The organism is Pseudomonas sp. 1176_21 (assembly GCF_052850635.1).
Window position 1 is genome coordinate 274,514 of the sequence record NZ_VXCV01000001.1, and the last position, 17,854, is coordinate 292,367.

Consider the following 17,854-nt stretch of genomic DNA (forward strand, 5'->3'; position numbering starts at 1 on the left):
GGGTCGTATAGCGATCCCCCATGAATCAAATACGAGTTGAAGGCATTGGCATGAGTGAAGATGCGCAAGATGTAGTACTGGTCGTCGAAGACGAACCGGTCATTCGCATGATCCTGAAGGACTATCTTCAAGGCGAGGGCTATCACGTGCTGGTGGCCGAAGATGGCGAGCAGGCATTCAAGATCCTGGCCAGCAAGCCGCACCTGGACCTTATCGTGACCGACTTCCGCCTGCCGGGCGGCATTTCAGGGGTACAGATCGCCGAACCTGCGGTCAAGCTGCGCCCGGACCTGAAGGTGATCTTCATCAGTGGCTACCCGGCGGAGATCCGCGAGTCGGGCAGCCCGATCGCGTTCAAGGCACCGATCCTGGCCAAGCCGTTCGACCTGGACAGCCTGCGCGACCAGATTCAGGAACTCCTGAAATAGGCCTGACGTTGGCGTGAGTTCAAGCGGCAGCGTCCAGCGCACCGGTCTGCAGGGTGCGCCCTATCGCCCCCAGCAGCATGTTTTCCATCAGCGCCAGGCGTTGTGGCTGCCCCAGCGGTGAGGCCTGCAACCAGCCGGGCAGGCTGTTGAGCAGCGTGGCGATGACATGGCCGGTCGCCTCCCGGGCCGGCGGCGGCAGGGCCGCGTGAGGGGCGATCAGCTGCAACAGGCGGGTTTCGTATTCACGGCGCAGCTGGGCGATACGTGCCTGTTGTTCCTCGCTCAGGCAGCACAGGTCACGTTCGGCCAGGCGAAACTGCAACGGGCGCTCGGCATGCAGCGCCCAGTGTGCCTTTATCACCCGGCTCAACGCAGTGGCCTCGGGCTTGCCTCGCCCACGGGGCTGCAGGGTGGCCAGCAACTCCTCGAACAGCTCTTCGATCAGGTCGAACAGCAGGTGCTGCTTGCTCGGGAAGTGGTGATACAGCGAGCCCGCCGTCAGCCCCAGGTGGCTGGCCAGTTCACGCATGCTGACCTGGCCGAACCCCTTGACCGCAAAGAGTTCGAGTGCCTTGTCCCGACGTTCTTCAAAGTTGGCGCAACGTTCGGCGCAGGTCTGCGGCATGCCCGTACCTCAGTAGGTGAAGAAGCCGCGGCCGCTCTTGCGCCCCAGGTAGCCGGCGGCGACCATTTCCTTGAGCAGGGCAGCGGGGCGGTACTTGCTGTCGTTGAAGCCGTCGTGGAACGACTCGATGATCGCCAGCAGCGTGTCCAGGCCGATCAGGTCGGCCAGGGCCAGCGGGCCGATGGGCTGGTTGCAGCCCAGGCGCATGCCGGTGTCGATGTCCTCGGCGCTGGCCAGGCCTTCCTGCAGCACCATGATCGCCTCGTTGATCATCGGCACCAGGATGCGGTTGACCACGAAGCCCGGGCGGTTGCCGGCACTGATGGCGGTCTTGCCCACGCGCTCGGTCAGGGCCATGGCGCTGGCGTAGGTGGCGTCGCTGGTCTGCAGGCCGCGAATGATCTCGACCAGCGCCATCATCGGCACCGGGTTGAAGAAGTGCACGCCGATGAAACGTTCGGGCTGGCTCACCGATGCGCCCAGCTGGGTGATCGACAGCGACGAGGTGTTGGTGGCGATGACGCAGTCGTCGGCCACGCTGGCGGCCACCTGCTGCAGAATCTTCACCTTAAGGGCGAGGTTCTCGGTGGCTGCCTCGATCACCAGCTGCGCGCCCTTGAGCTGCGCGTAGTCGGTGCTGGTGGCGATGCGCGTCAGGGCTGCCTCGGCCTGTTCGGCCTGCAGGGTCTGCTTGCTGACCTGGCGCTCCAGGTTCTTGCGCAGGGTGGCCAGGCCACGCTCCAGCGCGGCCTCGGACACGTCGATCAGGGTGACCTGGTAGCCGGCCACTGCACACACCTGGGCAATCCCGTTGCCCATGGTGCCGGCGCCGATCACGGCGATGTTTTCAATACTCACGGTTAACTCCGACTCAAACACGTTCGAACACGACGGCGATACCCTGACCGCCGCCGATGCACATGGTGGCCAGCGCGTAGCGGCCCTGGATACGTTGCAGCTCATGGATCGCCTTGGTGGCGATGATGGCCCCGGTGGCCCCCACCGGGTGGCCCAGGGAAATGCCCGAGCCGTTGGGGTTGACCTTTTCGGGGTCCAGGCCCAGTTCCCGCGACACGGCGCAGGCCTGGGCAGCGAAGGCTTCGTTGGACTCGATCACGTCCAGGTCGGCGACGCTCAGGCCGGCCTTTTCCAGCACCTTGCGCGTGGCCGGCACCGGGCCCAGGCCCATCAGCTCGGGCTCGACGCCTGCATGTGCATAGGCCACCAGGCGCGCCAGCGGGCGCAAGCCCAGGCGCTCGACCATTTCGCCGGTGGCCAGCACCAGGGCGCCGGCGCCGTCGTTGAGGCCGCTGGCGTTGCCGGCGGTGACGGTGCCGTCCTTCTTGAAGGCAGGCTTCATGCCGGCCAGTTGCTCGGCACTCACATCGCCACGCACATGCTCGTCCACCTCGAAACGTACCGGACCTTTGCGGCTCGGGATCTCGATGGGCACGATCTGGCTGGTGAAACGGCCTTCGGCGATGGCGCGGGCGGCGCGCTGCTGGCTGGTCAGGGCCACCTCGTCCTGCATCTGGCGGGTGATGCCGTTTTTCGCCGCCACGTTCTCGGCGGTGATGCCCATGTGAAAGCCTTCGAACGGGTCCTGCAGAATGCCCAGCATGTAGTCGACACCCTTCAGGTCACCCATGCGCGCGCCCCAGCGCGCCTGCGGCAGCAGGTACGGGCCGCGGCTCATGGATTCGGCGCCGGCGGCAATCACCGCCTCGGCCTCGCCCAGCAGCAGGCTCTGCGCGGCCGAGACGATGGCCTGCAGGCCCGAGCCGCACAGGCGGTTGACGTTGAATGCCGGGGTTTCCTTGGGTACGCCGGCGTTCATCGCAGCCACGCGGCCAAGGTACGCGTCACGCGGCTCGGTGGGGATCACGTTGCCCATGACCATGTGGCCGATCTGTTCGGGGGCAATGCCGGAGCGTTCGATGGCGGCGCGGGTCACCTGGGTGGCCAGGTCGGCCAGGGGCAGGTCCTTGAGCGAGCCGCCGAAGGTGCCGATGGCCGAGCGAACGGCGCTCACTACATAGATTTGCGGGGTGTTCATACGCGACTCCAGTGTGCGAAAGCGTGGCGGGGCGCTGCCTGGCTCTGCCAGAATGGCGCCCGGGGCCACGCTCGGGATGGGTTCGAGTCTAGGCAAAGGTCACGCCTGGGCCTATGCCATAACTGCCCAGCGAGGCTGGCACTTTTTGCCATATTCTTACGCTGCATAGCGGAAACAGTCATGCGGGAAAACGATTCGGTCGCGGTGTACTTCGTGCACATCATGCTGTACACACTGCGCCAACAGCCGGCGCGCGCCAGTGCGTTGCTGGTGCAGGCGGGCATCGACCCGGCGGTGGTGGACGCACCCGATGCACGGGTGCCGGCCAGGGCGTTCGCACGGCTGTGGCTGCTGCTCATTGAAGACCTGGGCGACGAATTCTTCAACCTCGACAGCCACGGCATGCCGCTGGGCAGTTTCGCCCTGATCTGTCGTGGGCTGATCCAGGAGCCGACGCTGGAAAAGGCCTTGCGCCAGTGCCTGAGCAACTTCGGCCTGTTCCTGCGTGACGTGCGCGGGCGCCTGGTGGTGCGTGGGCAGCGTGCGGTGATCAGCCTGGAGTCGCATTTCGACGATGCGCAGACTCGGGTATATGCAGAGGAGACCTTCCTGGTGCTGGTGGTCAGCCTGCTGTGCTGGCTGGGGGGGCGGCGCATCGCCATCGACCGTACCGAACTGCGCGACGGGCGTGCGGTGCTGGAGGACGACGCGTTGCTGTGGGGGCCGAACCTGCAGTTGGGCAGTGGCCGCACCCAGGTCGAGTTCTCGGCGCACTACCTGCGCTTGCCGGTGGTGCAGGACCTGGGTGCGCTCAAGACCTTCCTGCGCAGTGCGCCGCAGTGGCTGGTGGTGCGCTACCGCAACCAGAACGGATTGGCGGCGCGGGTATACCGGCATCTGCGCGGGCGTCAGTACGGGCAGTGGCCAACCTTGCTGGGCATGGCGGCAGCCGAGGGCCTGAGCCCGAGCAGTTTTCGCCGGCAGTTGGAGCGTGAGGGGTGTTCGTACCAGCAGATCAAGGACGAGGTGCGCCGTGCACTGGCGTTCGAGTGTCTGCGCGATGGTGTGTTGAGCGTGGCGCAGATTGCCGAGCAGACCGGCTTCCAGGAGCCCAGCGCGTTTCATCGCGCGTTCAAGAAATGGACGGGGGAGAGCCCGGGGAGCTACCGGGCGCGGGTGGCGGGGGAGTAGGGGGCTGGCCCCCTCGACACCCTGCGCGCTGCTCGCACAGGGTCTGCAGCAGCTCGCGCAGCGCCAGGCCATCGGCGTCCAGCCCCTTGCGCCCGTACAACGCCAGCTCCAGGCCCTGGACCGGGGTAAACCCCTGCGCTTCACCCAGCACCCGATGGGTCGGCAACACGCTGCGGGTCGGTATCAGGCTCACGCCCAACCCCGCACTCACCGCCGCCCCCAGGCTGGCCAGACTGGTGCTCGAATAGCTGATACGCCAGCTGCGCCCACGGGCTTCCAGCGCATTGATCATTTCCTGCCGGTACAGCGCCCCCACCGGAAACACCACCAGCGGCACCGGGTCGGCCAGCTGCGTCTGCCCGGCACTGCACACCCACGACAACGGCTCGCGCCAGCCGGCATGGCGGTCGCGGTCCGCACCCCATTGCTTGACCAGCAGCAAGTCCAGCTCGCCATCACGGTACAGGCGCAGCAGCGGGCTGCTCAGCCCGCTCTCGACCTCCAGGCGCACATGCGGGCGCTCGCCGATGAACCGGCTCAATGGCTCGGTCAGCACTTCCCCGGCCAGGTCTTCCGGCACCCCCAGGCGTAGTGCCCGTTGCGCCTGCACCGGGCTGAACGCCTGGCGCGCCTCTTCGTCCAGGCGCAGCAGGCGCCGGGCATACCCCAGCAGGCGCTCGCCGTCTTCGGTCGGCCACACCTGGCGCTGGCTGCGATCCAGCAGGCGCACCCCCAGGTGCTGCTCCAGCCGAATCATCTGCTGGCTGATGGTCGACTGGGTCAGGTGCAGGCGTTCGGCGGCGCGGGTGAAATTGCCGGTTTCCACCACGGTCACGAAGCTGCGCAGCAGTACGGGGTCAAGCATTCGATTACCCACTGGTATGCATGAAATCAATTAATTTCATGCTACACCCCAAGCCTCGGATAATCCCGCTTCATTGCACCAAAGGAGGCGCCATGTCATTGCTCAGACACTGGATGTACGGGGTTGCCGGGCTGTGCGCCAGCCTCGGCATCGCCGGGGCCGCCGGGGCGGCCGACACCTTGCTCGAAGCCGCCGCCAGCGGCAACCCCACCCGCGTCGGCGCCTTGCTGGCCCAGGGCGCCGACGTCGATCAGCGCGACTCGCGCAACAATACGCCGCTGCTGCTGGCCACCGCCGGCGGGCATGTGGCGGCGGCGCGCCGGTTGATCGACGCCGGCGCCGACGTCAACGCCAGCAATTGGATGCACGACAGCCCGTATCTGCTGGCCGGCGCCGAAGGCCAGTTGCAGATTCTGGAGATGACCCTGGCCCATGGCGCGGACCTCAAGAGCACCAACCGCTATGGCGGCACGGCGCTGATCCCCGCATGCGAGCGCGGCCATGTCGAGGTGGTCGCCTGCCTGCTGGCCGCCGGCGTTGCACCCGACCACGTGAACTCGCTGGGCTGGACCGGGCTGCTCGAAGCCATCCTGCTCAGCGATGGCGGCCCGCGCCACCAGGCCATCGTGCAACTGCTGATAGACGCCGGTGCCGACGTCAACCTTGCCGACCGCCAGGGCGTGACGCCCCTGCAGCACGCCCGGGAACGCGGCCAGCAGCGGATCGTCGAGTTGCTGCTGGCCCACGATGCCCATTGAACCTGACAGGAGCCTGACCATGGCCAACGAACATTTCATGCAGCAAGCGCTGGGGCTGGCCCGGGCGAACATCCAGGCCGGCGGCCGCCCGTTCGCGGCGGTGCTGGTGCACCAGGGCCGGGTGATCGCCGAGGCGGTCAACCAGATCCACCTGACCCAGGACCCGACCGCCCACGCCGAACTGCAGGCCATCCGCCTGGCCAGCCAGGTGCTCGGCAGCCCGCGCCTGGAGGGCTGCGAAATCTACGCCACCGGCCACCCCTGCCCGATGTGCCTGGCCGCCATGCACCTGTGCGGTATCGAGCGTGCCTGGTTCGCCTACAGCAACGAAGACGGCGAGCCCTATGGCCTGTCGACGGCAGCGGTGTACGCGCAGATGGCACGCCCGCCGCAGCAGCAGTCGCTGCCCCTGGCACCCCTGAAGCCAGCCGGCGAGCAGGGCCTGTACGCCGCCTGGCGGCAGGTGCAGGGGTGATGCGCGAGCAGGCTCGCAGTACCTTGCTGCTGTTGCTGGTGGTGGTGATGGCGCTGAACCTGCGGCCCATCCTCACCAGTATCGGCCCATTGCTGGAGGCCATCCGCCAGAGCACCGGCATCGGTTACCAGCAGGCCGCGCTGCTGACCGCCTTGCCCGTGCTGTGCATGGGGCTGGTGCCCTTGCTGCAACCCTGGTTGCGCCGCTGGGTCAGCGAGCAGGGCGCGATGCTCGCCGGGCTGGCCGCCATCGCGCTGGCCTGCGCCTGGCGCCTGACCCTCGACTCCGCCGCTGCGCTGATCGCCAGCGCAGCATTGGCCGGGCTTGGGGTGGCCTGCATTCAGGCGCTGATGCCGGGGCTGGTCAACCGCTGGTTTCCTCACCGCCTGGCCATGGCCATGGGTGTGTATTCGGCAGCCCTGATGAGCGGCGGCGGGGCCGCCGCCGTGCTCGGGCCGCGGGTGGCCGAGCAGTTCTCGCACTGGCAGGCAGGCCTGGGCATCTGGCTGTTGCCGGCCTTGCTGGCGTTCGCGGTATGGGCCTGGGTGCGCCCGCAGCTCGAAGCGGCGGTCGGCGGCGCAGGTGCCAGCGGGCACCTGTTCGGCAGCCGTCGGGCATGGCTGCTGGCGGTCTATTTCGGGCTGATCAATGGCGGCTACACCAGCATGGTGGCGTGGCTGCCGGCCTACTACCAGCAGGTCGGCGGCAGTGCCCAGGGCGGTGGCGAGCTGGTGGGGCTGATGACCGTGTTCCAGGTGGCCGGCGCCCTCGGGCTGCCCTTGCTGCTGCGTCGCCTGGTGGATCGGCGCCCCGGCCTGTGGCTGGCGTTGACCGTGCAACTGGCAGGCTTTGTCGGCCTGCTGCTGGCCCCGGCGATCGCCGGGCTATGGGTGGCCCTGATCGGCTTCGGCCTGGGCGCGTGCTTCAGCCTCAGCCTCACGCTGACCCTCGAACACCTCAAGGCCCCGGCCAGTGCGGGGGCGCTGGCGGCGTTCGTGCAGGGCGTGGGCTTCATCATCACCGGCATCGTGCCTTACGTCACCGGCTGGTTGCGCGACGTCAGCGGCGACTTCCAGGCCTCCTGGCTGCTGCTGAGCGTGACGGTGCTGCTGATGCTGCTGGTGACCTGGCGCTTCGCCCCCAGCGGCTATGCGCAGGCGATGGGCATGCCGTTGATCCGCGAAAGCGACGCCAGGGCAGGCATGGCACCACACTGAAAGGGTCGGCGCGCGCCGGTGCCGGGCGTGCCTTCCATTTCACGGGAGAACTGTCATGACGCTGCGAACGCTGCTGCCCCTGGCGCTGTTGCTGGCCGGTGCCGCCCAGGCCCAGACGACCACGGTCTATCAGTACGGCATGCCACTGGACGTGGCGCGCGTGGTGCAACTGGACGAGCCGGCCACCGAGGTCTGCGACGTGGTGAAGGCGTACATGACCTACGTGGACTCTGCCGGCCGGCAGCACACCGTGCAGTACCTGAAACTGGCCAAGGTGTGCACCGACCGCGGTTGATCAGTCCCAGGCGGGTGCAAGCGACTCGGGGTCGACCAGGCGCTCGCCCTTGTCCAGGCCGGCAATCTGCGCCATGTCCTGTTCGCTCAGGCGCAGCTGCGCTGCCTTTAGGTTGCTGGCCAGGTTTTCACGCCGGGTCGAGGAGGGGATCACCGCATAGCCCAGCTGCATCGCCCAGGCCAGGGCCACCTGCGCCGGGGTGGCGCCATGGTGTTCGGCGATCTGCTGGATCAGCGGATCGTGCAGCACCTTGCCATAGCCCAGGGTCATGTAGGAGGTCACCGCGATGCCCTGTTCGTGCATGAAATCCACCAGCGTGCGGTTCTGCAGGTAGGGGTGCAGCTCGATCTGGTTGGTGGCGATCTGTTCGGCGCCAACCACCTCGATGGCCTGACGCAGCAAGGCGATGGTGAAGTTGGACACGCCGATCTGGCGGGTCAGGCCCTGGCGCTTCGCTTCGAGCAGGGCGCCCATGAACTCGGCCACCGGCACGGCGCCCTTGGGCGACGGCCAATGGATCAGGGTCAGGTCCAGATAGTCGGTGCCCAGCTTGTGCAGGCTCTCTTTCAGGCTGGGGATCAGCTTGTCGGCGCCCAGGTTCTCGGTCCAGATCTTGCTGGTCAGGAACAGCTCGTTGCGTGCAACGCCGCTGGCGGCGATGGCGTGCCCGACGTCGGCCTCGTTGCCGTAGATCTGCGCGGTGTCGATGGCCCGATAGCCCAGTTCGAGGGCCTGGCTGACCGAGTCGATGACCACCTGGTCCTTGAGCCGGAAGGTGCCCAGGCCGAGCAGGGGAATAGTCATGGAGTGCGTCCTCTTCTTTGGGATGTAATGCCGTGATGCGCAGTATCGGACAGCGCACGGCGCTGAAAAACACCGCCCGCGGCACAACTTTTTTGAGCGTGCGGCACGAATCGCCCTGGCGGTGGTAGCCTTGCAGGGTCATCCGCAACGGACCCGCCCATGGCCGCGCACAAGCACAGCATTCGCCAACGCAATGTCGACAGCATCCTGCTGGCAGCAGAAAAGGTCTTTGCCGAGAAGGGCTTCGCCGGCACGGCCATGGCCGACATCGCCGAGGCCGCCGCGCTGCCGCGCAGCAACGTGCACTATTACTTCAGCACCAAGGCCGAGCTGTACCAGGCGGTGCTGTTCGGCTTGCTGGAAGTGTGGAAGCAGGACGCCCTGTGCTTCGAGCTCTACGATGACCCGCGCATCGTGCTCAGCACCTATATCCGCGCCAAGATGAACCATTCCTGGACCCGCCCGCACGGCTCCAAGGTGTGGGCGAACGAGATCATCCACGGTGCGCCGCACCTGGGGGCGGCGCTGGATGACAGCCTGTACGGATGGGCCAAGCTCAAGGAGGGCAAGATTCGCCAGTGGGTCGAGGACGGGCGGATTCTGCCGGTGGAGCCCTCGGGGCTGCTGTACATGATCTGGGCCTCGACCCAGCACTACGCCGACTTCAGCCACCAGGTGAACCTGCTCAACGCGCACCAGCCGCTGAGCGAACCGCAGTTCGAGCGGGCGTTGCAGACGGTGACCAGTGTGATACTGCGCGGGATCGGGCTGGAGCCCTGAGGCTGTACCGGCCTTTTCGCCGGCAAGGCCGGCTCCCACAGGGCCACACATGACCTGTAGGAGCCGGCGTTGCCGGCGAAGGCGCCAACGCGGTCGCCTCAGCGGGCGGTGAGGTGCATCGCCAGCTGAACCAGCCCTATCAGCACCAGGATGAACACCAGCGTGAAGGCCGTGCCCAGCGCAATGAAGTGCGCGGGCTTGCCGTGGGTGAAGTCGCGGGCGCGGTTCTTGCCGGTCTGCACGCCAAAGGCTGCAGCCAGCACGCTGTGCAGCATTTGCCAGAAGGTCGGCGGTTTGTGTTCGGCCGGGTCTTCCATGATCTGCTCCTGTAAAAGGCTTCAGCTCAGTGTAGACCCTTACCTCACCAGCGCTTAGTTGTCGTACCCCAGGTTGGGCGCCAGCCAGCGCTCGGTTACCGCCAGGTCCTGCCCCTTGCGCGCGGTGTAGCTCTGGACCTGGTCCTTGTCGACCTTGCCCACGGCAAAGTACTGCGCCTGTGGGTGGGCAAAGTACCAGCCGCTGACCGCCGCCGCCGGGAACATCGCGAAGTGCTCGGTGAGGAACACGCCGCTCGGGCCGGTCTCGCCGATCGCCGTGCCGTCGAGCAGGCGGAACAGGGTTTCCTTCTCGGTGTGGTCCGGGCACGCCGGGTAGCCCGGGGCAGGGCGGATACCCGCGTACTGCTCCTTGATCAGCGCCTCGTTGTCCAGGTGCTCGTCCTTGGCATAGCCCCAGTACTCCTTGCGCACCTGCTCGTGCAGCCACTCGGCGCAGGCCTCGGCCAGGCGGTCGGCCAGGGCCTTGACCATGATCGAGCTGTAGTCGTCGCCCTTGTCCTGGTAGGCCTTGGCCACTTCTTCGGCGCCGATGCCGGCGGTGGTGATGAAGCCGCCCACGTAGTCGGTGATGCCGCTGTCCTTGGGCGCCACGAAGTCGGCCAGGCAGAAATTGGGCTTGCTGTCGGGCTTGATCGTCTGCTGGCGCAGGTGGTGCAGCAGGGCCAGGGGCTGGCCGTCATCGCCGTACACCTCGATGTCGTCGTGCGCCACCTGGTTGGCCGGCCAGAAGCCGAACACCGCGCGGGCACTGATCAGCTTCTCGTCGATCAGCTTGGCCAGCATTTCCTGTGCATCGGCGAACAGGGCGGTGGCCGCTTCGCCCACCACCTCGTCGTTGAGGATGCGCGGGTACTTGCCAGCCAGGTCCCAGGAGATGAAGAACGGCGTCCAGTCGATGTACTCGGCCAGCACCTTGAGGTCGATGTTCTCCAGCACGCGGGTACCGGTAAAGGTCGGTGCCACCGGCTGGTAGGCAGACCAGTCGTACTTCGGCTTGGCCTCGATCGACTGCGCATAGCTCAGGCGCTCGGTGCGCGCGCTGCGGTTGGCGGTGCGTTCGCGCACCTCCACGTAGTCCTCGCGGGTCTTGTGCACGAAGGCCGGCTTGAGCTCTTTGGACAGCAACTGCGTGGCCACGCCCACCGCACGCGAGGCGTCGGTCACGTAGACCACCGCGTCGTTGCTGTACTTGGGCTCGATCTTCACCGCGGTATGCGCCTTGGAGGTGGTTGCCCCCCCGATCATCAGCGGCAGGTGGAAGTCCTGGCGCTGCATCTCGCGGGCCACGTGCACCATTTCGTCCAGCGACGGTGTGATCAGCCCCGACAGGCCGATGATGTCGCACTTCTGCTCGCGCGCCACCTGCAGGATCTTCTCGGCCGGCACCATCACGCCCAGGTCGACGATGTCGTAGCCGTTGCAGCCGAGCACCACGCCGACGATGTTCTTGCCGATGTCGTGCACGTCGCCCTTGACCGTGGCCATCAGGATCTTGCCCTTGGCCTCGGGCTTGTCGCCTTTTTCCAGTTCGATGAACGGGATCAGGTGAGCCACCGCCTGCTTCATCACCCGCGCCGACTTGACCACCTGGGGCAGGAACATCTTGCCTGCGCCGAACAGGTCGCCCACCACGTTCATGCCGCTCATCAGCGGCCCCTCGATCACCTCGATGGGGCGCGCGCACTGCTGGCGGCACTCCTCGGTGTCCTCGACGATGAACGCGGTGATGCCTTTGACCAGGGCGTGCTCGAGGCGCTTGTCCACCGGCAGCGAACGCCACTCCTCGTTCTCGACCTCCTTGACCGCGCCGCCGCCCTTGTAGTCGTCGGCAATCGCCAGCAGCGCATCGGTGCCGTCGGGGGTGCGGTTGAGCACCACGTCCTCGACCTTCTCGCGCAGCAGCGCCGGGATCTCGTCGTAGATCTCCAGCTGGCCGGCGTTGACGATGCCCATGGTCAGGCCGTTCTGGATCGCGTGGTAGAGGAACACCGAGTGGATCGCCTCGCGCACCGGGTTGTTGCCACGGAACGAGAACGACACGTTGGATACCCCGCCGGAGGTCAGTGCATACGGCAGGTGGTCGCGGATGTAGGCACAGGCCTCGATGAAGTCCACCGCGTAGTTGTTGTGTTCCTCGATGCCGGTGGCCACGGCGAAGATGTTCGGGTCGAAGATGATGTCTTCGGGCGGGAAGCCCACCTCATCGACCAGGATGTCGTAGCTGCGCTTGCAGATCTCGCGCTTGCGGGCGGCGGTATCGGCCTGGCCGACCTCGTCGAAGGCCATCACCACCACGGCGGCGCCGTAGCGCTTGCACAGGCGGGCATGGTGCTTGAACGCCTCGACGCCTTCCTTCATCGAGATCGAGTTGACGATGCCCTTGCCCTGGATGCACTTGAGGCCGGCCTCGATCACTTCCCACTTGGAGGAATCGATCATGATCGGCACCCGGGAGATGTCGGGTTCGCCGGCGATCAGGTTGAGGAACTTGACCATGGCCGCCTGGGAATCGAGCATCCCTTCGTCCATGTTGATGTCGATCACCTGGGCGCCGGCCTCGACCTGCTGCAGGGCCACTTCCAGCGCCTCGGTGTAGTTCTCTTCACGGATCAGCCGCGCGAAGCGGGCGGAACCTGTGATGTTGGTGCGCTCGCCGACGTTGACGAACAGCGAGCTGCGGTCGATGGTGAACGGCTCCAGGCCCGACAGGCGGCAGGCCCTGGGAATCTCGGGGATCGCCCGTGGCGGGTACTTGGCCACTGCCTCGGCGATGGCCTGGATATGCCCCGGGGTGGTGCCGCAGCAACCGCCGATGATGTTCAGAAACCCACTGGCGGCGAACTCTTCGATCACCGCGGCGGTTTCGGCCGGGGTCTCGTCGTACTCGCCGAAGGCGTTCGGCAGGCCGGCGTTGGGGTGCGCCGAAACGTGGGTGCCGGCCTTGTTCGACAGCTCTTCGAGGTAGGGGCGCAGGTCCTTGGCGCCCAGTGCGCAGTTCAGGCCCACCGAGATCGGGTTGGCGTGGCGCACCGAGTTCCAGAACGCCTCGGTGGTCTGGCCCGAGAGGGTACGGCCCGAGGCGTCGGTGATGGTGCCCGAGATCATGATCGGCAGCTCGATGCCGTCGTCCTCGAACACCTGCTGCACGGCGAAGATCGCCGCCTTGGCATTGAGGGTGTCGAAGATGGTCTCGATCAGGATCAGGTCGGCGCCGCCCTCGATCAGGCCGCGGGTGGCCTCGATGTAGTTTTCCACCAGCAGGTCGAAGGTGACGTTGCGGTAGCCGGGGTCGTTGACATCCGGGGAGATCGAGCAGGTCCGGCTGGTGGGGCCCAGCACGCCGGCGACGAAGCGCGGCTTGTCGGGGGTTTCGAGGGTCTTGGCATCGGCCACCTGGCGGGCGATGCGCGCACCTTCCACGTTGAGTTCGTACACCAGCGATTCCATGCCGTAGTCGGCCTGGGATACCTGGGTGGCGTTGAAGGTGTTGGTTTCGAGAATGTCGGCGCCGGCATCCAGGTAGGCTTTCTCGATGGCCGCGATCACGTCGGGGCGCGAAAGCAGCAGCAGGTCGTTGTTACCCTTGACGTCGCTAGGCCAGTCGGCAAAGCGCGTGCCACGATAGTCGTGTTCCTCCAGGCGGTAGCTTTGGATCATAGTACCCATGCCGCCATCGAGGATCAGTATGCGCTCTTTGAGGGCTTGCTGAAGTGCTTGGTAACGGGCGCTGCGGTCAGACATAGGACTACCTGGTCGGGCAAATACAAAAGTTGCGGAATAATAACAAACCTGCGCGGTTTTTAGGCGTGTTGCCGGTTTGCATGAATTTGATTCATGTTGGCACGCTGCCGCCACCGGTAGAATCGTGAAGCTATCAATACCCAGGACATTCGGCACATGGTGCATCGTTTACTTGCCGGCGCCTTCGCACTGCTCATCAGCGGCGCGGCGCTCGGACAAGCCCCCGTCACAAGCCCGGCTATTTCCTATACCCGGGACATCCAACCGATCTTCACCGAGAAGTGCGTTGCCTGCCATGCCTGCAACGACGCGGCCTGCCAGCTGAACCTGGGCAGTGCCGAGGGCGCCGCGCGCGGTGCCTCCAAGGTGCCTGTGTATCAGGGCGACCGCAGTACGGCGGTCGCGCCGACCCGGCTGTTCTACGACGCGCACAGTGTCGAGGCCTGGCAGCGCAAGGGCTTCAGTTCGGTGCTCGACAGCCAGGGCAGCCAGGCCGCGCTGATGGCGCGCATGCTCGAGCTGGGCCACAACACGCCGCTCACCCCCAACGCCAAGCTGCCCGAGGAGATCGTGCTGGGGCTCAACCGCAACAACATGTGCCCGCTGCCCGGCGAGTTCGACGCCTACGCCGGCGCCCACCCCAGGGAGGGCATGCCGCTGGCCGTCACCGGCCTTACCGATGCCGAGTACCAGACCCTGCAGCGCTGGTTCGCCGCCGGTGCGCCGGTGGAGTACAACCCGATCCAGCCAAGTGCCAGCGAGGCCGCGCAGATCACCGAATGGGAGGCGCTGCTCAACCGCCCCGGGTCCACCGAGGCGCTGGTGGGGCGCTGGCTGTACGAGCACCTGTTCCTGGCGCACATCTACTTTGTCGGCGGCGAGCAGGGCCACTTCTTCCAGTGGGTGCGCTCGCGCACGCCCAGCGGCCAGCCGATCGACCTGATCGCCACACGCCGCCCCAACGATCCGCCCGGCACCGACTTCTACTACCGCCTGATGCCCGTGCAGGGCGTGATCGTGCACAAGACCCACATCACCTACCCGATGGGGCCGAACAAGCTCAAGCGCGTCAAGCAGCTGTTCTACAGCGGCGACTGGCATGCCACGGCCTTGCCTGGCTACGGCCCGCGCCACCGCGCCAACCCGTTCGAGACCTTCGAGGCGATCCCGGCGATAGCGCGCTACCAGTTCATGCTCGATAACGCCGAGTACTTCGTGCGCACCTTCATTCGCGGCCCGGTATGCCGTGGGCAGATCGCCACCGACGTGATCCGCGACAACTTCTGGACCCTGTTCCAGGAGCCGGCACACGACCGCTACATCACCGATGCCGAGTACCGCGGCAAGGCCACGCCCCTGTTGGCGATGCCCGGTCAGATCGACGACGTGGGCAGCATCCTGACCCTGTGGCACGCCTACCGCGACAAGCGCAACGAGTACGAAAAACTGCGCCGCGACGCCTATGCCGACCTGCCGCCACCGAGCTGGTCGAGCCTGTGGGCTGGCAACGACAATGCCTTGCTGACCATCTTCCGCCACTTCGACAGCGCCTCGGTGAGCAAGGGCCTGATCGGTGATGTGCCCAAGACCCTGTGGCTGTTCGACTACCCGCTGTTCGAGCGCACCTATTACCAGCTGGCGGTGAATTTCGACGTGTACGGCAACGTCTCGCACCAGGCGCAGACGCGCCTGTACTTCGACCTGATCCGCAACGGGGCCGAGGTCAACTTCCTGCGCCTGATGCCGGCCAAGCAGCGCAGCGACATCCTCGGCGACTGGTACCAGAACAGCGGCAAGGTCAAGATGTGGCTGGACTACGAGGCGATCGACAGCAAGACCCCGACCGCCCTCAAGCTCGACCCGCGCGACCCCAAGCGCGACTTCGGCCTCAAGCTGGTGGAGCGCACCGGCAGCCTGAACGCCGCGCCCGACCCGATCAACCGCTGCCAGGGCGCGTACTGCTCGCTGCCCGGCAGCGAGGAGTTCCGTGACGTGGAGCAGGCCCTGAGCCGGCTGGCCTCGCGCCCGGCGGCCGGGCTCAAGGTGATCGGCCAGCTGCCCGAGGCGACCATGCTGCGCATCGAAGGGCAGGGCGGCCAGCGCAAGGTCTACAGCCTGCTGCGCAACCGCGCCCACAGCAACGTGGCCTTCATGCTCGGCGAGGCCTACCGCTACCAGCCGGGGCTGGACACCCTGACCCTCTACCCGGGGGTGATGAGCAGCTACCCCAACTTCATGTTCAACATTCCGGCCAGCGACGTGCCCGAGTGGGTCGAGGACATGGAGGCGGCGCGGGACGATCCGGCCCGCTTCGAGCGCATCGTCATGCGCTGGGGCGTGCGCCGCAGCCACCCGCAGTTCTGGCAGTACTTTCATGACCTGAGCCGCTACATCCAGCAGACCGATCCGGTGGAGGCCGGCGTGCTCGACATGAACCGCTACGAGAACCTCTGAAGCAACCGCCGGGCAGATCGGGCTGATCTTTCCCGGCCTTTCGTAGTCCCACCCGCAAGCGGTCCCGATTTGTGCGGGGCCAGGGTGGGGTAACGAGAGACGGGAATCGACATGCTGTTTTCGCTTCAGGCATTGAGGGCGCTCGCCGCCTGGGTGGTGGTCTGTCACCACTTCATGCAGATCTTCTTCGACTTCAAGGCCAGCGGCCCGGTAGGGCAGTTTCTGGCCGATCGCGGTGCGGTCGGGGTGGACATCTTCTTCGTCATCAGCGGGCTGGTGATCTACCTCTCGACCCGCGACAAACCCATGGCGCCCCGGCGCTTTCTGCTCAACCGGGTGCTGCGCATCGTGCCGGCCTACTGGTTCTATACCGGCCTGATGGCGCTGCTGCTGGTGGTGGCCAGCCAGTGGATGCCGCACCAGACCCTGGAGCTGTCGCACCTGCTGCTGTCGCTGCTGTTCATTCCGGCGGAAAACCCCGGCGGCTACGGCCTGTACCCCACGCTCAACGTGGGCTGGACGCTGAACTACGAGATGTTCTTCTACCTGCTGTTCTCGCTGGTGTTCCTGGTGCGCCAGCGCCATCACCTGTGGCTGGTGGCGCTGGCGCTGTTCGCGGTCAGCGAGGTGCTCACCGGCCTGGGCGTGCTGGGGCGGTTCTACAGCAACAACATCATCTACGAGTTCCTGCTGGGCGTAGCCATCGGCGTGCTCTACCGGCGCGGCTGGATTGCCCAGGGGCTGTGGCTGCCGTTGCTGACCCTGGCGGCCGCATCGGTGGCGATCTACCGCCTGGATGCCTCGTCACGCCTGCTGCACTGGGGCCTGCCTAGCGCGCTGATCGTGCTGGCGTGCATCTCGCTGGAGCCGTATTTCAAGGGCAACCGGGTGCTCAAGGCACTGGGCGACTGCTCCTATTCGGTGTACCTGATCCATGTGCTGGTGCTGTACGGCGGCTGGTTTGCCAGCAAGCGTCTGGGGCTCAACCCCTACCTGGTGTTCGCGCTGTGCGTGCCGCTGATCGGCGGGGCGTCGTGGGCCAGTTACCGCTGGTTGGAAAAGGGCCTGTACCGGCGCATGAGTGGCTGGTTCGAGGCGCGTCTGGGCCCGGCGGTGCCGGTGGCACTTTCCCGACAGAATTACTAGGACTTTGTTCGCCGGCCGTGTTGGCGTAAACTGCGCACAAGTCTGTGAGGAACTTACATGAGCGCCATAACGATTACCGACGCCGCGCACGATTACCTGGCCGATCTGCTGGAAAAGCAGAATACCCCAGGCATTGGCATTCGCATTTTCATTACCCAGCCGGGTACGAGCTACGCCGAAACCTGCATTGCCTACTGCAAGCCAGGTGAAGAAAAGCCAGAAGACGAAGCGGTGGGGCTCAAGTCCTTCACCGCCTACCTGGATGCGGTCAGCATCCCGTTTCTGGAGGATGCGGTGGTGGACTACGCCACCGACCGCATGGGCGGCCAGCTGACCATCAAGGCGCCGAACGCCAAGGTGCCGATGGTCAATGCCGACAGCCCGATCAACGAGCGCATCAACTACTACCTGCAAACCGAGATCAACCCGGGGCTGGCCAGCCACGGCGGTCAGGTCAACCTGATCGAAGTGGTCGAGGACGGTATTGCCGTGCTGCAGTTCGGCGGTGGTTGCCAGGGTTGCGGCCAGGCCGACGTTACCTTGCGCGAAGGCATCGAGCGCACCTTGCTCGAACGCATTCCGGAGCTCAAGGGCGTGCGTGACGTGACCGACCATTCGCAGAAAGAAAACGCCTACTACTGACAGTTATGCCCAATCGCGGGTCAAGCCCGCTCCCACAAG

General features: G+C 66.0%; 17 protein-coding genes. 10 read left to right on the forward strand and 7 right to left on the reverse strand.

The genetic code is table 11. From position 1 onward, the window contains the following. Positions 1 to 50 precede the first annotated feature (50 nt). Complete coding sequence (locus FW760_RS01570; RefSeq protein ID WP_043861756.1) at positions 51 to 428, forward strand: response regulator; 378 nt, start codon at positions 51 to 53, stop codon at positions 426 to 428. A gap of 19 nt (positions 429 to 447) precedes the next feature. Here FW760_RS01570 and FW760_RS01575 read toward each other — a convergent pair whose 3' ends face one another. The 3 genes from FW760_RS01575 to FW760_RS01585 are packed head-to-tail and all read right to left on the reverse strand — an operon-like array spanning position 448 to position 3,109. Then, complete coding sequence (locus FW760_RS01575) at positions 448 to 1,053, reverse strand: TetR/AcrR family transcriptional regulator (protein ID WP_446443526.1); 606 nt, start codon at positions 1,051 to 1,053, stop codon at positions 448 to 450. Positions 1,054 to 1,062: 9 nt separating this feature from the next. Further along, positions 1,063 to 1,911 (reverse strand): 3-hydroxybutyryl-CoA dehydrogenase, encoded by an 849-nt coding sequence (locus FW760_RS01580; RefSeq protein WP_043861758.1) that lies wholly within the window; start codon positions 1,909 to 1,911, stop codon positions 1,063 to 1,065. 13 nt (positions 1,912 to 1,924) lie between these two features. Further along, entirely contained in the window at positions 1,925 to 3,109 is a 1,185-nt protein-coding gene (locus FW760_RS01585) for an acetyl-CoA C-acyltransferase family protein (RefSeq protein ID WP_043861759.1), read from the reverse strand. Positions 3,110 to 3,289: 180 nt separating this feature from the next. Between FW760_RS01585 and FW760_RS01590 the strand changes: the two genes are divergently transcribed. Beyond that, a complete protein-coding gene (locus FW760_RS01590) occupies positions 3,290 to 4,300 on the forward strand; it encodes an AraC family transcriptional regulator (RefSeq protein ID WP_104572573.1) in 1,011 nt (336 codons plus the stop codon). On the opposite strand, the gene FW760_RS01595 is transcribed toward FW760_RS01590, so the two are convergent. Further along, positions 4,242 to 5,165: a LysR substrate-binding domain-containing protein gene (locus tag FW760_RS01595; protein WP_446443527.1), complete on the reverse strand. Its 924-nt coding sequence runs from the start codon at positions 5,163 to 5,165 to the stop codon at positions 4,242 to 4,244. The genes FW760_RS01590 and FW760_RS01595 overlap by 59 nt on opposite strands. 92 nt (positions 5,166 to 5,257) lie before the next feature. Here FW760_RS01595 and FW760_RS01600 point away from each other — a divergent pair, with 92 nt between their 5' ends. From FW760_RS01600 to FW760_RS01615, 4 genes are read left to right on the forward strand one after another with little or no spacing between them, the layout of a single operon-like run. Next, positions 5,258 to 5,923, forward strand: coding sequence for an ankyrin repeat domain-containing protein (locus FW760_RS01600; protein WP_446443528.1), 666 nt, complete (start codon positions 5,258 to 5,260; stop codon positions 5,921 to 5,923). 19 nt (positions 5,924 to 5,942) lie between these two features. Then, positions 5,943 to 6,398 carry a nucleoside deaminase gene (locus FW760_RS01605; RefSeq protein ID WP_054914318.1) on the forward strand — a complete coding sequence of 152 codons (456 nt, stop codon included), beginning with the start codon at positions 5,943 to 5,945 and terminating at the stop codon, positions 6,396 to 6,398. Further along, complete coding sequence (locus tag FW760_RS01610; RefSeq protein WP_054914319.1) at positions 6,398 to 7,615, forward strand: cyanate transporter; 1,218 nt, start codon at positions 6,398 to 6,400, stop codon at positions 7,613 to 7,615. Before FW760_RS01605 ends, FW760_RS01610 begins: the two co-directional genes overlap by 1 nt. A gap of 55 nt (positions 7,616 to 7,670) precedes the next feature. Next, positions 7,671 to 7,910 carry a DUF2790 domain-containing protein gene (locus tag FW760_RS01615; RefSeq protein ID WP_078481167.1) on the forward strand — a complete coding sequence of 80 codons (240 nt, stop codon included), beginning with the start codon at positions 7,671 to 7,673 and terminating at the stop codon, positions 7,908 to 7,910. Here the strand turns inward: FW760_RS01615 and dkgB are convergent, their stop codons facing one another. Further along, on the reverse strand, positions 7,911 to 8,714 hold the full coding sequence (gene dkgB, locus FW760_RS01620) for a 2,5-didehydrogluconate reductase DkgB (RefSeq protein ID WP_078481166.1): 804 nt from the start codon (positions 8,712 to 8,714) through the stop codon (positions 7,911 to 7,913). It abuts the gene before it with no gap. Positions 8,715 to 8,873: 159 nt separating this feature from the next. On the opposite strand from dkgB, the gene FW760_RS01625 reads away from it, so the two are divergent. Next, positions 8,874 to 9,494 carry a TetR/AcrR family transcriptional regulator gene (locus FW760_RS01625; protein WP_043864081.1) on the forward strand — a complete coding sequence of 207 codons (621 nt, stop codon included), beginning with the start codon at positions 8,874 to 8,876 and terminating at the stop codon, positions 9,492 to 9,494. 98 nt (positions 9,495 to 9,592) lie between these two features. On the opposite strand, the gene FW760_RS01630 is transcribed toward FW760_RS01625, so the two are convergent. Beyond that, complete coding sequence (locus tag FW760_RS01630; RefSeq protein WP_043864080.1) at positions 9,593 to 9,811, reverse strand: DUF2970 domain-containing protein; 219 nt, start codon at positions 9,809 to 9,811, stop codon at positions 9,593 to 9,595. Positions 9,812 to 9,865: 54 nt separating this feature from the next. Beyond that, positions 9,866 to 13,573 (reverse strand): methionine synthase, encoded by a 3,708-nt coding sequence (metH, locus tag FW760_RS01635; RefSeq protein WP_058540347.1) that lies wholly within the window; start codon positions 13,571 to 13,573, stop codon positions 9,866 to 9,868. A 156-nt stretch (positions 13,574 to 13,729) separates the two neighbouring features. On the opposite strand from metH, the gene FW760_RS01640 reads away from it, so the two are divergent. The 3 genes from FW760_RS01640 to nfuA all read left to right on the forward strand — a co-directional run bounded on the left by FW760_RS01640 (position 13,730) and on the right by nfuA (position 17,815). Continuing rightward, the gene (locus FW760_RS01640; RefSeq protein WP_054914322.1) at positions 13,730 to 16,027 is read left to right on the forward strand and encodes a fatty acid cis/trans isomerase; all 2,298 of its coding nucleotides are present in this window, start codon (positions 13,730 to 13,732) and stop codon (positions 16,025 to 16,027) included. A 111-nt stretch (positions 16,028 to 16,138) separates the two neighbouring features. After that, positions 16,139 to 17,173 carry an acyltransferase family protein gene (locus FW760_RS01645; protein WP_446443529.1) on the forward strand — a complete coding sequence of 345 codons (1,035 nt, stop codon included), beginning with the start codon at positions 16,139 to 16,141 and terminating at the stop codon, positions 17,171 to 17,173. A 57-nt stretch (positions 17,174 to 17,230) separates the two neighbouring features. Beyond that, positions 17,231 to 17,815 carry a Fe-S biogenesis protein NfuA gene (gene nfuA / locus FW760_RS01650; protein WP_043864076.1) on the forward strand — a complete coding sequence of 195 codons (585 nt, stop codon included), beginning with the start codon at positions 17,231 to 17,233 and terminating at the stop codon, positions 17,813 to 17,815. The last annotated feature ends 39 nt before the right edge of the window (positions 17,816 to 17,854 follow it).

Coding starts and splice junctions, on each gene's coding strand:
- FW760_RS01570 (WP_043861756.1), top strand. CDS start 51: ATGAGTGAAGATGCGCAAGATGTAGTACTGGTCGTCGAAGACGAACCG.
- FW760_RS01575 (WP_446443526.1), bottom strand. CDS start 1,053: ATGCCGCAGACCTGCGCCGAACGTTGCGCCAACTTTGAAGAACGTCGG.
- FW760_RS01585 (WP_043861759.1), bottom strand. CDS start 3,109: ATGAACACCCCGCAAATCTATGTAGTGAGCGCCGTTCGCTCGGCCATC.
- FW760_RS01590 (WP_104572573.1), top strand. CDS start 3,290: ATGCGGGAAAACGATTCGGTCGCGGTGTACTTCGTGCACATCATGCTG.
- FW760_RS01595 (WP_446443527.1), bottom strand. CDS start 5,165: ATGCTTGACCCCGTACTGCTGCGCAGCTTCGTGACCGTGGTGGAAACC.
- FW760_RS01600 (WP_446443528.1), top strand. CDS start 5,258: ATGTCATTGCTCAGACACTGGATGTACGGGGTTGCCGGGCTGTGCGCC.
- FW760_RS01605 (WP_054914318.1), top strand. CDS start 5,943: ATGGCCAACGAACATTTCATGCAGCAAGCGCTGGGGCTGGCCCGGGCG.
- FW760_RS01610 (WP_054914319.1), top strand. CDS start 6,398: ATGCGCGAGCAGGCTCGCAGTACCTTGCTGCTGTTGCTGGTGGTGGTG.
- FW760_RS01615 (WP_078481167.1), top strand. CDS start 7,671: ATGACGCTGCGAACGCTGCTGCCCCTGGCGCTGTTGCTGGCCGGTGCC.
- dkgB (WP_078481166.1), bottom strand. CDS start 8,714: ATGACTATTCCCCTGCTCGGCCTGGGCACCTTCCGGCTCAAGGACCAG.
- FW760_RS01625 (WP_043864081.1), top strand. CDS start 8,874: ATGGCCGCGCACAAGCACAGCATTCGCCAACGCAATGTCGACAGCATC.
- FW760_RS01630 (WP_043864080.1), bottom strand. CDS start 9,811: ATGGAAGACCCGGCCGAACACAAACCGCCGACCTTCTGGCAAATGCTG.
- metH (WP_058540347.1), bottom strand. CDS start 13,573: ATGTCTGACCGCAGCGCCCGTTACCAAGCACTTCAGCAAGCCCTCAAA.
- FW760_RS01640 (WP_054914322.1), top strand. CDS start 13,730: ATGGTGCATCGTTTACTTGCCGGCGCCTTCGCACTGCTCATCAGCGGC.
- FW760_RS01645 (WP_446443529.1), top strand. CDS start 16,139: ATGCTGTTTTCGCTTCAGGCATTGAGGGCGCTCGCCGCCTGGGTGGTG.
- nfuA (WP_043864076.1), top strand. CDS start 17,231: ATGAGCGCCATAACGATTACCGACGCCGCGCACGATTACCTGGCCGAT.